Source organism: Kineococcus vitellinus, from assembly GCF_009906315.1.
GTDB classification, from domain to species: Bacteria; Actinomycetota; Actinomycetes; order Actinomycetales; family Kineococcaceae; genus Kineococcus; species Kineococcus vitellinus.
In genome coordinates this window covers 1-13,314 of the sequence record NZ_JAAALL010000107.1, presented here as the reverse complement: position 1 = coordinate 13,314, position 13,314 = coordinate 1, and the positions used below count along the sequence as shown (strand labels likewise).

Here is a 13,314-nt window from a genome sequence, read left to right as displayed (position 1 = left end):
TGATGGTCGCACCACATCGGGCCTGGACCCGTCGGGTGCGGCGCTGCCCCTCGTGCGCGACGAGCGGTCGGCGATCACCGGACGCGCCGACCCGAGAGCCCACCATGACCTCCCACCAGCACCTCGTCCTGGCCAGCGTCGTCACCCGCGCCCGGTGGCGGGGCGGTCGCCGGGAGGTGCTGCGCGCGGCCCGCTCCGCGCTGGAGCAGCGGGCGCAGCAGCACGGCCTGCGCCTGCTCACCGAGCCGCGGGAGGACGTCGACGTCCTCCCCGGCGGGACCCGGGTCCGCATCACCCTCAGCGTGGAGGCCGTCGCGGCGCGGCAGCTCTGGGAGGATCCCCCGGTGAGCACGAGCAGCGGGCCGCGCCGGCCGGACGTCACCACCGTCGAACTGGTGGGCGGTGTCGAGGCGCTCCGCCTCGAGCTGCACGAGCACGACGAGCGGTGGGCGGACGCCTACCAGGAGCACCGCACGCGGATCCGGGACGCCCTGGCGGCGGCGGACGTCCGCATCGAGCACATCGGTTCCACCGCCGTCCCCGGGCTGGCCGCCAAGCCGGTCGTCGACGTCGTGCTCGTGGTGGAGGACGTCACCGCCGAGGAGGACTACCTCGACGCGCTGCTGGCCGCGGGCTACGAGCTGCGGGTGCGCGAGCCGGGGCACCGCCTCGTGCGCACACCGGCGCGCGACGTGCACGTGCACGTGTACGGGCGGGGCGACCCCGCCGTGGACGAGTACCTGCTGCTGCGCGACCACCTGCGCTCCGACGCGCGGGACCGCGCCCTCTACGAGAGCACCAAGCGGGCGCTGCTGACGCGGCGGTGGGACGACATGAACGCCTACGCGGACGCCAAGACCGCCGTCATCGAGGAGATCAAGGCCCGGGCGCGGGCCCGGTCAGGGCGCTGAGCGGGCCCGCGCGCCGCCGGAGCTGACCCGCACGACGAGGCGGCCGGCGAACCGCTGCACGCGGGCGGGTCCGTCGAAACCCGCCAGCCTCTCGGTCAGCAGCAGCACCGCCGCGTCGGCCATCGCGGGGACGGGGAGCGCGACGGAGGTCAGGGCGGGTGCGCTGTGGCGGGCCGCGTCGTCGTCGTCGACGCCGGTGACGGCGACGTCGTCGGGCACCCGGCGCCCCAGGGCGCGCAGCGCGTGCAGGACCCCGACGGCGGTCTGGTCGTCGGCGGCGACGATGCCGTCGACGGCGGGGTCCTCGCGCAGCAGCGCGGTCGTGGCCGCGGCGCCGTGGTGGGCCGTCCACCGGGGCAGCGGGCACCTGCGGGCGGCGGGCACCTCCACCCCGTGGCGGCGGGTGGCCGCGAGGAAGCCCCGCTCGCGCAGGGCCGCGCCGGCGAGGGCTCCCCGGCCACCGGCGCCGACGAGCGCGAGCCGGCGCCTGCCCCGGTGCAGCAGGTGGGCGGCGCACACCTCGGCGGCGCCGGCGGAGTCCACCGCGACGCGGTCCAGGTGGCGGGCCGCGTCCAGGTCGGCGAGCAGGACGGTGGGCGTCCCGCTCCCGGAGGGCGCGGACCGGTGCGGGTGCAGCGCGACCAGCAGCAGCGGGGACCCCCGCTGCGCGCTCGCGGCGAGGAGCCCGGCCTCGACCTCGCTGGAGCCGTGCGTCTGGACGAGCGCGGTCCGCAGGCCCGCCGCGCCGACGGCACGGATCAGGTGCCCCGCGAGCAGGCGGTGGTGGGCGCTCATGAGCGTGGGGACCGCGAGCGTCACCGGTCCGCCGGTGGCGGCGGCACCGGTGCTCAGCGCCCGGCCCGCCGGGTGGGGGCGGTAGTCCAGTCCCGCCACCGCCTCGGTGACCCGGGCGCGCAGCTGCGCCGAGACGCCGGGGACCCCGCGCACGACCTTGGACGCCGTGCTCGCCGACACCCCGGCGGCCTCGGCCACGTCGGCGAGGGTGGCCGGGTGGGCGGCCGGGTGGACGGCGGGGCGGGTCCGTGCCCGCGCACCGCCCCTCACGCGCGGTCCCCGCGGGCGAAGAACTCCTCCAGGACGGCGTCGTCCTCGTAGCCCAGCGCCGTGCGCCGGATCCGCCCGAGGGCGTGGAAGCGCACGGCCTGCCCCTCGGTGAGCGGCAACCGCGCCGCGTCGACGTCCAGGCGCGCCCAGGAGGTGTGCTCCAGCCCGTAGCCGCGCCGGGCCGACACCACGTGGTGCAGGGCCGAGGGCGGGAGGTCCAGGGACATCTCCTCGCGCAGCTCCCGCACCGCGGCGGCGACGGGTTCCTCGCCGTCCTCCAGGTGCCCGCCGGGCAGGCACCAGGTGCCCGGGTACGGGATGCCCGGGTCGTCGTCGCGCAGCTGCAGCAGGACCCGGTCCCGGGCGTCCAGGAGGATGACCTGGACCCCGGCAGCCACGCCCGCGGCGCCGTCGCCGGTGCCGTCGCCGGGGCCGTCGCCGGTGCCGTCGCCGGGGTCGCTCACCGCAGCACCCGCGAGGCGCGGGTGGCGACGACGAGCGCGGTGGTCCCCGCCGCGAGGGCGGCCAGGACCCACGGGACCGCCTGCGCGCCGTGGGCGTCGACCAGGGCACCGGTCACCGGGGCGGTGAGCACGGGCCCGGCCAGGGCGGCGGCGAACAGCACGACCGCACCGCCCCCCTCCGGGCGGCGCGCGGTGTGCCAGGCGACGACCGCGGGGAAGACCGGCGCGATGGACAGCCCCGCCAGCGCGTACGCGAGCACGGCGGCAGCGGGGACCGCCGCGGCGAGGAGGCTGAGCGTGCCCGCCCCCAGGGCCAGCAGCAGCAGGCGGCGCGGGTGCAGGCGGGCCACCAGGGGCGCGGCCAGGAGGCGACCCAGGGTGAGCCCGCACCAGAAGAGCGCCACCGCACCGGCCGCGCCGGCCGGGGAGGCGCCGGTGGTGGCGCGCAGGTGGGTGGTCTCCCAGCCGGCCACCCCGCCCTCGAGGGTGACGTAGCCGAGCAGGACCGCACCCAGCAGCACCACCGCGGCACGGCCGCCGGCCGGAGCCGTCCGCGTCGCGGTGCGGGCGGGAGGGCGCCGGGCGGCGGGCAGGCGCAGCCGGGCGGCCAGGACGGCGAGCAGCAGGGCGCCGCCCGCGCACGCCCGGAACGGCAGCTCCACCCGCTGCGGCTGCCACCCGACGAGCAGCGGCACGCCCACCGCGCCGATGCCGAAGGCGGCGCTGGCGGCCATGAGCAGCGAGCCGCCGGGCCCGGCACCGGCCAGCACCAGGTTCAGCAGCAGGTCGACGACGCCGAACCCGGCGCCGATCAGCAGCAGGGCCCCCAGCGCACCGGCGGCGCCGGGCGCCTCGGGCAGCAGCGCGCAACCGGTGATCACCAGCGCTGCACCGGCCACCAGCGAGGCCCGGTCCGGGACGCGGCGCCGTGCCGCCCCGGCCAGCAGCACGCCGAGGGTGGCACCGAGGGAGAAGGCCGTCAGCAGCAGGGCGGCGCCGGAGGCGTCCAGGTCGTGGCGCGCCCGCAGCGTCGGCAGCGCGGGCCCCGGGGCGCTGCCGACGGCGCCCAGCACGAGGAAGCCGACCACGCCCAGCACCGCCGGCCCGGGCAGCGGAGCGATCGGCGGGGGCGAGGGGGGTGCGGCGCCGGGTCCGGCGCCGTGCGGGTCCTCGTGGACCAGGGAGTGGGGCACGAGGCCAGTAGATCGGTACACCTCGGCACGGTCAAGGCCATGTCGGCACCAAGTCGGCACAAAGTCGGCACGAACGCGGCGCCGACGTGCGAGGATCGGCGGATGTTCACCGAGGAGCGCCAGGAACGGGTGCTGGTCCGGCTGCGCCGGGACGGGCGCGTGGAGGTCGGCGCGCTGGCGCGGGAGCTGGACGTCTCCGAGGACACGGTCCGCCGGGACCTGCGCGCCCTGGCCGCCGCTGGGCACCTGCAGAAGACCCACGGCGGAGCCGTCGCCCTCGACCCGGCCCGCATGTCCTGGAGCGCGCGCGAGCACGTCGCCGCCGGGGCCAAGCAGGCGATCGGGGCGGCCGCCGCCGAGCTGGTGCGCCCCGGGCAGACGGTCGCGCTCGACGCCGGCTCCACCGTCCTGAGCCTGGCCCACGCCCTGCTGGCCGCGCGCCAGGTCCGCCCGCTGACGGTGGTGACGAACGCGCTGGACGTGGTCGCGACCCTGGACGCCGACCCGGACGTCGAGGTGCACGTCAGCGGCGGGGAGTGGGACCGCCACTCGCGCTTCCTCGCCGGGCCCGCCGCCGTCGCCGGGGTCGCGCGCTACCGGGCCGACTGGGCCTTCCTGGGCGCCTGCGCGCTGGACCCCGAGGCCGGGGCCACCTCCGTCGACGCGCGCGACGCCGCCGTCAAGGTGGCGATGGCGGGCAGCGCGCGGCGGGTCGCCGTGCTGGCGGACCGCACCAAGCTGGGCACCACGTCCACGCACGTGGTGCTGGCACCGGAGGCGATCGACGTCCTGGTCACCGACGTCGCCGACGTCGCCGAGCAGTGGCGCGGGCACCCCACCGCCGTCGTCGTGGTCGACCCCGCCGACCGGCGGGAGGGCGGGGACTAGGGCGCGCCCGCGTCGAGCCAGGCCGCGGTGTCCACCGGCAGCACGCCCTCCGGCGCCGGGCCCGAGCGCAGGAGCAGGCGCGCACCGGGCGGCAGCGCCACGGCGGCCGGGCCGAAGTTCACCTGCACGAGGACGCGCCCGCGCCGGAAGGCGAGCACGCCGTCGGGGGCCTCGCACCACCGCAGCGGCTCGGGGCCGGTCAGCAGCTCGCGGCGCAGCCGCAGCGCGCGCCGGTACAGGCTGAGCGTGGAGCCCTCGTCGCGCGCCTGCGCGGCGGCGGTCAGCGCCGCCCAGCGCGGCGGCTGCGGCAGCCGCGGCGCGGGTGCGCCGGGCGGGGAGAAGCCGAACGGCGGGTGCTCCCCCGACCACGGCAGCGGGACCCGCGAACCGTCGCGGCCGGGGTCGCGGCCGCCGGAACGGGTGTGGATGGGGTCCAGGCGCAGCTCGTCGGGGATGTCCTCGACCTCCTCCAGCCCGAGCTCCTCGCCGGCGTAGACGTAGACCAGCCCCGGCAGCGCCGTCGTCAGCAGGGCGGCCGCCCGGGCGCGGGTGCGGCCCAGCTCCAGGTCGGGGACCTCGCTGCCCCAGCGCGCCCGCTCGGAGACGTTGGAACCGTGCTCGGGCGGTTGCGAGCGCGCGTAGCGGGTCACCTGCCGCACGACGTCGTGGTTGGTCAGCGCCCACGCGCTGGGCGCGCCGGTGAGCTGCGCGACGGCCAGGCCGCGCTCGACGACGCGCCGCCACGGGCCCTCCCGCCAGGCCACGTGCAGCGGGTCGAACTCGAAGGCCATGTGCAGCTCGTCGGGGCGCAGGTACAGCGGCAGCCGTTCGCGCCGCGCCACCCACGCCTCGGCGACGAACACCCGCGGCGGCTCGTACTCGTCGGCCACCGCGCGCCACTGCCGGTACACCTCGTGGACCTCGTCCTGGTCCCAGCCCGGGTGCTCCTCGGTGCGCCGGTCGCGGCCCAGCGCGTCGGGCAGGCCGTCCTGCTTCACGAGGCCGTGGGCGACGTCGACGCGGAACCCGTCGACACCGCGGTCGAACCAGAACCGCAGGACGTCGACGAACTCGGCGCGGACCTCGGGGTTGCGCCAGTCCAGGTCCGGCTGCTCGGGGGCGAAGGAGTGCAGGTACCACTCCCCCGGCCGCCCGTCCGCGCCGGTGGTGCGCGTCCACGACGGCCCGCCGAAGCAGCTCTCCCAGTCGTTGGGCGGCAGCGCGCCGCCCTCGCCGCGTCCGGGCCGGAAGAGGTACCGGGCACGGGCCCGGGCGTCCCCGGCGAGCGCGGCGCGGAACCACGCGTGGGTGTGCGAGGTGTGGTTGGGCACGATGTCCAGCAGCACCTTCAGGCCCAGCGCGTGCGCCTCCCGCAGGAACTCCTCCGCCTGCGCGAGAGAGCCGAGGGCGGGGTCGACGTCGCGGTAGTCGGTGACGTCGTAGCCGTTGTCCACCCCCGGCGAGGGGTACCAGGGGTTGACCCAGACGGCGTCCACGCCGAGCTCGTCGAGGTGCGCCAGCCGCGCCCGCAACCCGGCGAGGTCACCGACGCCGTCCCCGTCGCCGTCCGCGAAGCTGCGCGGCACGACCTGGTAGACGGCGGCGGTGCGCCACCACGCGAGCGCGGCCGCGCTCCCGTCAGCGGCCGGCGGCCCGTCGGCGGTGCGGCCGGTGGGGGTGCTCACCCGCGGCGGTGCTCAGCGCACGGAGCGGTCGGCCTGCTCCAGCAGGCGCTCCAGGTCCTCGCGCGTCAGCCGCCGCGGCTCGGCGGGGTCGCCGCTGACGGTGTAGGCGGGGGCGTAGCCGGGCTGGTCGCGCTGCACGCGCCAGCTGTCGGCGAGGCCGCCGATGTCGAAGACGTCGTAGCCGATGCTGTCGATGAACTCGGCGACGGCCTGCTCGGCGGCGTCGTCGTCGCCGGCGATCACGAGCGTCGTGCGGTCGGCGGCACCCGCGGGGCGCTGCAGCTCACCGAGGTTCTGGGCGAAGATGTTGTTGAAGGCCTTGACGACGCGGGCACCAGCGAAGTGGCGCTGGACCAGCTCGCTGGTGGTCAGCTCGTGGCTGTCGAGGACCGCGGTGTCCCCGTCGCGCTCGGGGTAGTAGTTGCAGGTGTCGACGACGACCTTGCCGTCCAGCAGGTCCGCCGGCAGGTCCTGCACGCGCCCCAGCGGGATCGTCACCACGACGAGGTCGCCGGCCGCGGCGGCCTCCGCGACGGTCCCCGCGCGCGCCCGCTCCCCGAGCCGGCCGACGAGGTCGGCCAGCGACTGCGGGCCGCGGGAGTTGGCGATGACGACGTCGTGGCCCGCGTCGACCGACAGCTGCGCGAGGACGCTGCCGATGTTGCCGCTGCCGATGATCCCGATGGTGCTCATGCCCGGTGCAAGACCGCGCGGGCGCTGTGCATTCCCCGCTCGCGGCGCGCCGACCGGGCACGAGCGGGTGCCGACGACGACGGCCGTGCGGGCGGACCGCTGCCTCCGCCCGCACGTCCGCACGCCTCAGCGCGACGGGGACGTCGTCAGGGCGTCCAGGGCCGTGGCCGGCCGGCGCCCCAGCAGGTCGGCGAGCAGCGGTGACGTCTGGGCGAAGAAGCCCCCGGCGGCGGCCTGGTGCAGGCCCAGGGCGAAGCGCGCCATCGCCTCGGGGCGCCCCGCGCGCACCTGGGCGGCGAGCCACTCCTCGGGGTCGACGAGGACGCGCTCGACGGGGCGCCCGGTGGCCTCGGAGAGGAGGGCGGCGACGTCGGCGAACGTGGGCGCCGCGTCGGCGGTGAGCGTCAGGGGACCGTCCAGGCCGCTCTCGCCGGCGGCGAGCCGGGTGATGACGACCGCCGCCGCCTCGGCGGCGTCCTCGCGCGCGGTCCAGGACACCGGCCCGTCCGCGGGGACGGTCAGGGTTCCGGTGGAGGGCCAGTCGCCGGCCAGCCAGGCCAGGCTGTGGGCGTAGAAGCCGTTGCGCAGCGACGTCCACGGCAGGCCGGAGCGCTCCAGCAGGGCCTCGGTGGCGGCGTGGTCGCGACCGGGGCCGAAGGGCGTGCGGGGCGAGGCCCCCTGGTGGCTGGTGTAGAGCACGCGCCCGACGCCCGCCCGCACGGCGGCGTCCACGGCGGCGGTGTGCAGGGCGACGGCGTCGGCGAAGGGGTCGCTGGAGGAGACCAGCAGCAGCTGGTCGGCGCCGGCGAAGGCCGGCACGAGGGTGTCGGGCGCGGCGTAGTCGCCGTGGCGGACGGCGACGCCCCGCTCGGCGAACCGGGCCGCCGCGGCGGGGTCGCGGGCGACGACGACCAGCTCCTCGGCGGGGAAGCGGGTGAGCAGGTGGTCGGTGGTGGCGCCGTTGAGAGCGCCCGTGGCACCGGTGACGACGATCATCGCAGCCTCATTAACGTCGATATCAGTTCCGCCGAACCAGCGGAATCACAGTGGTACCACCTGCTTGCTATCGTTGGCAACATGACGGTCGAGGCAGGTCCGCGGAAGCCGGGTGGCGCGCACGGCGGGAGGGACGCCACGCGCAGCCGGCTCGTCGACGTGGCGGCCCACCTGCTGGCGCAGGAGGGGCCGGCGGCCGTCACCACCCGGGCGGTGGCCGCCGCGGCGGGTGTGCAGGCCCCGACGATCTACCGCATCTTCGGGGACAAGGACGGGCTGCTCGACGCCGTCGCCGAGCGGGCCGCCGAGGAGTTCGTGGCGACCAAGGCCCGTGCGGCGCAGAGCGAAGCGGGGCGCGGGGCGGACCCGCTGGAGGACCTGCGCTCGGCCTTCCTCGCGCAGGTGGACTTCGGCGTGGCCAACCCCGAGGTGTTCCGGCTGCTCGGCGACCCGGCGCGGGTGCTGCGCTCGGGAGCGGCGCAGGCGGGGCTGGCGGTGCTGCGGGCCCGGGTCCACCGCGTGGCGCTGGCCGGGCGCCTGCGCGTGCCGGAGGAGCGCTGCGTCGACCTGGTGCAGTCCGCGGGCACCGGCGTCATCCAGACCCTGCTGGCGACCCCCGCCGGCGAGCGGGACCCCCGGCTGGCCGCCTCGATGTGGGAGGCGGTGGTGGCCGCCGTGCTCGTCGAGGACGCCACCCCGGCCGGCGCACCCGCTGCGGCCGAGCAGGCCAGGGCCGCCACGGTCGTCGCCTTCCGCGCCATGGCGCCCGAGCTGCCCGGGCTGAACGCCGCCGAGCGGGGCCTGCTCGTCGACTGGCTGGACCGCGCGGAGGCGGCGCTCCGGCGCTGACCGGGGAGGTCAGCACCCGGCGCGCACCAGGTCCCGCCGGCCCGCGCCGGCCTCCAGGGCGGCCACGACGGCCGGGTCCTCGTCCGCGGCGAGCAGGGCCACCACGTCCTCGGGCAGGTGGTCCTCGCCGGCCAGGTACCAGCGGGTGGTGGCCGAACCCTCCCGGGCCAGCCGGCGGGCCCGCTCGGGGTCCGGGGCGAGCCCCGCGTGCGGGGTGTCGGCCCGCTCGACCTCCAGGACCAGCAGCGCAGGAACCAGGTGCCGGTTCACCCGGTGCTCCTCCCCCACGTGCAGCAGCAGGACCACCTCCTCGCCGGCTCGTCCGGCCGACCAGGTCCGCCAGTCCGGGTCCGGCTCACCGGGCCGCACCGCCCCCGCCCGGCCGGAGTCGAGCAGGGCGCGCAGGGCGCCGGTGAGGTGGAGCAGGTCCGCTGGACCGCCCGTGCAGACGACGGACAGGCCCGGGGCGAGGCCGGCGGACTGCACGCTCCAAGAGGGGTCCGCGGCGCAGGACCAGGAGCCGCTGCCCACCCCGCGCACCCAGCCGGTCGCGGCGAGGGCGGCGGCCATCGCCTCGACGCCGCCGCCGAGCAGGTCGCCGCCGACGGCGCGCTCCAGCAGCAGCAGGACGGCCTCGGGGACGTCGGGGACCTCGCGGGTGGGAGTGCTCACGGCTGTCCTCCTGGGCGGCGGTGTCCGGACCGGTCGATCGTGCGCGAGCCGCGGGGCCGCTGTCGAGGGGCGGGGGGCGCCTGGCCGGAGCGCCGGTCCGGCCGCTTCGGCTTTCCTGCCGCTCAAGTGTTGCCTGACAGGCAAGTCACGGGTAGCTTTCCTGTCAGGCAAGCAAGCACCCGACCGGAGAGGACGACCCGCCGTGGACGCTCGTGAAGCGCAGCAGGCCCTGGACCAGGCCGCCCAGCGCCGTCAGCAGACCATCACCGCCGGGACGACCCCCTGGACCGGCGCCCAGGTGTGGAGCCTGTGCTCCTGCGCCCTCGCCCTGGGGGTCTCGGTGGATGCCGGGATGATCTGGTTGTGGGTGGTCCTGATGCTCACGGGCGTCGGCGTCGCCTGGCGGCGCGGGGTGCAGCTGAGGCCCACCCGCGCCTCCGGCCGCTGGCAGGCCGCCCTCGTCGCCACCCTCGTGCCCGCCCTCGCCCTCGACGTCGCCTTCCAGGCCGTCGCCCGCGGCCTGGACTGGCCGCTGCCGAACACCGTCGGCGTGCTCGGCGCCTGCCTGGTCATCGCCACCCTGACCCGCGCGGTGCAGGCCCGGATGGTCGCGAGCCTGCGCCCGTGAGCACCGCACCCGAGGCCCGGCCCGCCGCGCCCGGCGGTGCGGGCGGCGCCGCGATCGACGAGTTCCTGCACACCCCCGCCCGCCTGAACGTCTGCTCCCTGCTCGCCCCGGCGGACTGGGTCACCTTCGCCTTCCTGCGCGACGCCATCGGCACCAGCGACTCCGCCCTCTCCAAGCAGGTCGCCGCCCTGGAGCAGGTCGGCTACGTCGAGGTCCGCAAGGAGCGCGCCGTCCGCCGCCAGACCTCCGTGCGCCTGACCGAGGCCGGGCGCCGCGCCTTCGACGCCTACCTGGCCACCCTCGAGCTGCTCGTCGCCCGGGCCCGCGGCGGCCGGTAGCCGCACCGGCCCGCACCGGGTCCGCACCGGGTCCGCACCCGGCCCACGTCGGCGCGGCCGCCGCGCCCCGGCGGCGCGGCTGCGGCGCCGGGGGTGCATGCTCGCCGGGTGCGCAGGTGGGACCCGGTCCAGGAGCAGGGGACGCGCCACCAGCGGCGGATCGCGGCGGCGGGCGCCCCGGAACCCCCCACGGCGCACGTGGCGGGCTTCGAGCACTACCCGCGCTTCTACGCCAAGCGGCGCAACGGCCGGGTGGTCGACGTGGACACCTCCTTCGACGTCCTCGTGCGCTCCGCCCGCGGCGGCTGGTCGGCGGGGACGACGGTGACGGCCACCCACCGGGCGCCCGACAGGCACCCGGTGGTGGTGGAGGAGCCGACGGCCGGCGGGCACGTCTCCAGCCGCTGGGTCCCGGAGGTCCCCGGCGGCCCGGTCGCGCAGCTCGTCGCGGCCCTGCGGACGCTGCGGGCCCTGGACGCCTCGCTGGCCCCGGGGGTCCAGGAGGGCGCGGTGCCCGGTTCGGCCGCGGAGCGCTCGCAGCAGGCGTGGCTGGACGGCGAGGTGCGGGCCGGGGTCGACGGCTTCCGGGTCGAGTGCACGCTGCCCGCCGGGCACGAGGGGCCGTGCCGGGCGAGGGCGCAGCTGGGGGACCTGGAGTGGCGCTGGGACCCCCGCGAGCAGGTCGTCCTCGACTGAACGACCCGCCCCCGGCCCTCGTCGCCGGCTCCCGTCGCCGGGTCAGCGCTCCCCGGCGGGGTCCTCGTCCCCGTCCTCGACGACGATGGTGCGCATCCAGCCGGGCACGCCCTCGCGCTCGCCGTCCAGCAGCAGCACCACGTAGGCGGCGTCGGGGTTCTCCGGCGGCGGCTGCTGCGGCCACGGGGTGTCGCCGTCGGTGGCGACGAGGACGAGGTCGACCTTCGGGCGCAGCGCGGCGGCCGCGGCGATGCCGACGCGCATGTCGGTGCCGCCGCCGCCGACCATCACCACGTCCTGCACCCGCCGCACCCGCTGCACCCGCCCGGCCGCGGCGTCGCAGGCGATGACCTGCAGCGCACCGCCGTGCGAGCGGCGCAGCACCGCCTCCGTCTCCGCCTGCACGCGCCCGAGCATCCGCTCGGTCACCGAGGCCGAGGTGTCCACGACCACCGCGGCGCGCGGCGGGCGCGGCTGGCGCATCGCGGGCAGGACGACGCCCGGCGTGGAGGAGCTGCGCCGCGAGGGGCGCGCGTAGGAGTAGTCGCGCATCCCGGCCACGTGCGCGCTGACCCGGCGGGTCACGCTCAGCAGCTCCCGGCGCCAGTCGACCACGGGGGTCAGGACGGAGTCCGCCCACCGCTGCAGCCCCGCGGGCACCGAACCCCGCGAGCGGACGTGCTCGAGGACGTTGCGCGCGGTCTGCCGGCGGATCAGCTCGGCGCGCCCGGCGTCCACGCTGCCGTCGTCCTCGCCGTGGGCGTCGCGGCCGCTGCCGTCGCCCTCCCAGTCCCGGCGCGGCCCCCCGGCACCGGAACCGCAGTCGTCGTGGCCGGCCGGCGCGGGGCGCGGGCCCTGCGCCGGCGGGCGCGCACCGCCGACGGTCAGCGTCGCGGCCGCCCGCTCCCCGCCGGTGCTCACCGCGATCAGGTAGGAGCCGTCCGCCAGCACCCGGGTCAGCCGGAGGTTGACCACGTGCGGGCCGAGCACGGTGGGCGGGTCCACCGCACCGCTCACCGGGACCAGCCCGGCCGCCGCGTCGAGGACCTCGACGGTGCTGGCGGCGCCGAAGGAGACGTCGTCGCCGACACCGGCCAGGGCGGTGGGCACCGGGTGCCCGCTGGGCAGCCGGTCGGGGCTGAGGTCCAGGTGCGGCAGGCCCACGGGCAGCACCGCCTGCACGACCTCCCCGCCCGTGCGGACCCGCACGACGTGCGGGCCGTCGGCGACCGGTCCCAGGGTGAACGTCAGGAGGGTGTCGCCGACGCGGGTGACGTCGGCCACCGCGTCCAGCGCGGTGCCGGCGGCGTCGAGGACCTCCACGGCGGAGGCGGCGCTGAACCGGGTGTCGCGGCCCACGACCACGACCTTCTCGGTGCCGGCGCGCGAGCGGGGCAGGTGGTCCGGGCGCAGCGCGATCGTCGGCGCGCTGACCGTGAGCACGGCGCTCGCACCGACGCCCCCGCAGGTGACCTCGACGGTGTGCTCGCCCGCTGGCAGCCGCGTCAGCACCTCGAAGGAGGCGGTGCGGACGTCGTGCACCACCGGCGGTCCGGTGGGGGCCGCCGCACCCCCGGCGCCGCGCACGACGACCTCGGCGGGCCCGGTGAGGAACGCGTCGCGGGTGCGGGCCAGCACGCGCGCGGGCACCCCGTGGTCGGAGCGCAGCGTCGACGGCAGCAGCAGCAGCCCGGGCGAGGCGGCCGCCAGGCGGCGGCCGGCGGGACCGGCGACCAGCAGCCGGTAGATCTGCTCGGCGGTCATCCCCGCGTCGGCGCCGGGGACCCGCTCGGGGAACCACGCCTTGACGGCGGGCAGCCGGACCCCGGCGGCCCGCAGGTCCTCGTTGATGGCGCAGTCGCCGGCCTGGTTGAACAGCGCGGCGCGCTCGGAGGGTTCGGCGAGGGCGTCGAAGCGCTCGTGGTGCCCGCGCAGGGGGTGCCCGACCTCGTGCAGCCAGACGCCGACGACCTCCGCCACGTCGAGGGTGAGGATGAACTCCGGGTTGTAGTACATCCGCCAGCGCGGGTCGATCCCGGCGGTGGGGATCGCGGTGGTGGGCACGGCCTTCACCGCGTACAGCGCGTCGGTGAGGTACGGCATGAGCTCACCGGCGCGGGCGCGGCCGGCCGCCAGGCGCAGCGCCGCCTGCTCCTGCACGGAACCCCCCGCGGAACCCCCCGCTGGCGGATGTACTACAACCCGGAGTTCATCCTCACCCTCGACGTGGCGGAGG

Annotated in this window: 14 protein-coding genes; 6 read left to right on the top strand and 8 right to left on the bottom strand. The window is 77.8% G+C overall.

Annotation, left to right across the window (positions count from 1 at the left end; translation table 11 throughout):
- The first annotated feature begins 344 nt into the window (after nt 1-344).
- Nucleotides 345-911, top strand: coding sequence for a GrpB family protein (locus GTQ99_RS11255; protein WP_166615825.1), 567 nt, complete (start codon nt 345-347; stop codon nt 909-911).
- Here GTQ99_RS11255 and GTQ99_RS11250 read toward each other — a convergent pair.
- The 3 genes from GTQ99_RS11250 to GTQ99_RS26865 all read right to left on the bottom strand — a co-directional run bounded on the left by GTQ99_RS11250 (nt 900) and on the right by GTQ99_RS26865 (nt 3,633).
- Nucleotides 900-1,904 (bottom strand): substrate-binding domain-containing protein, encoded by a 1,005-nt coding sequence (locus tag GTQ99_RS11250; RefSeq protein WP_166615824.1) that lies wholly within the window; start codon nt 1,902-1,904, stop codon nt 900-902. The genes GTQ99_RS11255 and GTQ99_RS11250 overlap by 12 nt on opposite strands.
- A 68-nt stretch (nt 1,905-1,972) precedes the next feature.
- The gene (locus GTQ99_RS26870) at nt 1,973-2,440 is read right to left on the bottom strand and encodes an NUDIX domain-containing protein (protein ID WP_166615823.1); all 468 of its coding nucleotides are present in this window, start codon (nt 2,438-2,440) and stop codon (nt 1,973-1,975) included.
- Nucleotides 2,437-3,633, bottom strand: coding sequence for an MFS transporter (locus GTQ99_RS26865; RefSeq protein WP_166615822.1), 1,197 nt, complete (start codon nt 3,631-3,633; stop codon nt 2,437-2,439). Before GTQ99_RS26865 ends, GTQ99_RS26870 begins: the two co-directional genes overlap by 4 nt.
- A 102-nt stretch (nt 3,634-3,735) precedes the next feature.
- Between GTQ99_RS26865 and GTQ99_RS11235 the strand changes: the two genes are divergently transcribed.
- A complete protein-coding gene (locus tag GTQ99_RS11235; protein ID WP_166615821.1) occupies nt 3,736-4,521 on the top strand; it encodes a DeoR/GlpR family DNA-binding transcription regulator in 786 nt (261 codons plus the stop codon).
- Here the strand turns inward: GTQ99_RS11235 and GTQ99_RS26860 are convergent.
- The 3 genes from GTQ99_RS26860 to GTQ99_RS11220 form a co-directional block, all read right to left on the bottom strand.
- Nucleotides 4,518-6,107, bottom strand: coding sequence for an alpha-amylase family glycosyl hydrolase (locus tag GTQ99_RS26860; protein ID WP_420814547.1), 1,590 nt, complete (start codon nt 6,105-6,107; stop codon nt 4,518-4,520). The genes GTQ99_RS11235 and GTQ99_RS26860 overlap by 4 nt on opposite strands.
- A gap of 111 nt (nt 6,108-6,218) precedes the next feature.
- A complete protein-coding gene (locus GTQ99_RS11225) occupies nt 6,219-6,899 on the bottom strand; it encodes an NADPH-dependent F420 reductase (protein ID WP_166615819.1) in 681 nt (226 codons plus the stop codon).
- A 126-nt stretch (nt 6,900-7,025) separates the two neighbouring features.
- On the bottom strand, nt 7,026-7,895 hold the full coding sequence (locus tag GTQ99_RS11220; RefSeq protein ID WP_166615818.1) for an NmrA family NAD(P)-binding protein: 870 nt from the start codon (nt 7,893-7,895) through the stop codon (nt 7,026-7,028).
- Between the two features lie 81 nt (nt 7,896-7,976).
- Here GTQ99_RS11220 and GTQ99_RS11215 point away from each other — a divergent pair, with 81 nt between their 5' ends.
- Nucleotides 7,977-8,744, top strand: a complete 768-nt coding sequence (locus GTQ99_RS11215; protein WP_166615817.1) for a TetR/AcrR family transcriptional regulator — start codon at nt 7,977-7,979, stop codon at nt 8,742-8,744.
- A 9-nt stretch (nt 8,745-8,753) separates the two neighbouring features.
- On the opposite strand, the gene GTQ99_RS11210 is transcribed toward GTQ99_RS11215, so the two are convergent.
- A complete protein-coding gene (locus GTQ99_RS11210; RefSeq protein WP_166615816.1) occupies nt 8,754-9,416 on the bottom strand; it encodes a hypothetical protein in 663 nt (220 codons plus the stop codon).
- A 202-nt stretch (nt 9,417-9,618) separates the two neighbouring features.
- On the opposite strand from GTQ99_RS11210, the gene GTQ99_RS11205 reads away from it, so the two are divergent.
- The 3 genes from GTQ99_RS11205 to GTQ99_RS11195 all read left to right on the top strand — a co-directional run bounded on the left by GTQ99_RS11205 (nt 9,619) and on the right by GTQ99_RS11195 (nt 11,078).
- Nucleotides 9,619-10,044: a hypothetical protein gene (locus tag GTQ99_RS11205; RefSeq protein WP_166615815.1), complete on the top strand. Its 426-nt coding sequence runs from the start codon at nt 9,619-9,621 to the stop codon at nt 10,042-10,044.
- Complete coding sequence (locus tag GTQ99_RS25085; protein WP_166615814.1) at nt 10,041-10,382, top strand: transcriptional regulator; 342 nt, start codon at nt 10,041-10,043, stop codon at nt 10,380-10,382. Before GTQ99_RS11205 ends, GTQ99_RS25085 begins: the two co-directional genes overlap by 4 nt.
- A 108-nt stretch (nt 10,383-10,490) precedes the next feature.
- Nucleotides 10,491-11,078, top strand: coding sequence for a hypothetical protein (locus GTQ99_RS11195; protein ID WP_166615813.1), 588 nt, complete (start codon nt 10,491-10,493; stop codon nt 11,076-11,078).
- A 42-nt stretch (nt 11,079-11,120) separates the two neighbouring features.
- Here GTQ99_RS11195 and GTQ99_RS11190 read toward each other — a convergent pair whose 3' ends face one another.
- A complete protein-coding gene (locus GTQ99_RS11190) occupies nt 11,121-13,238 on the bottom strand; it encodes a DUF2201 family putative metallopeptidase (RefSeq protein WP_166615812.1) in 2,118 nt (705 codons plus the stop codon).
- Between the last annotated feature and the right edge of the window lie 76 nt (nt 13,239-13,314).

Coding starts and splice junctions, on each gene's coding strand:
- GTQ99_RS11235 (WP_166615821.1), top strand. CDS start 3,736: ATGTTCACCGAGGAGCGCCAGGAACGGGTGCTGGTCCGGCTGCGCCGG.
- GTQ99_RS11225 (WP_166615819.1), bottom strand. CDS start 6,899: ATGAGCACCATCGGGATCATCGGCAGCGGCAACATCGGCAGCGTCCTC.
- GTQ99_RS11220 (WP_166615818.1), bottom strand. CDS start 7,895: ATGATCGTCGTCACCGGTGCCACGGGCGCTCTCAACGGCGCCACCACC.
- GTQ99_RS11215 (WP_166615817.1), top strand. CDS start 7,977: ATGACGGTCGAGGCAGGTCCGCGGAAGCCGGGTGGCGCGCACGGCGGG.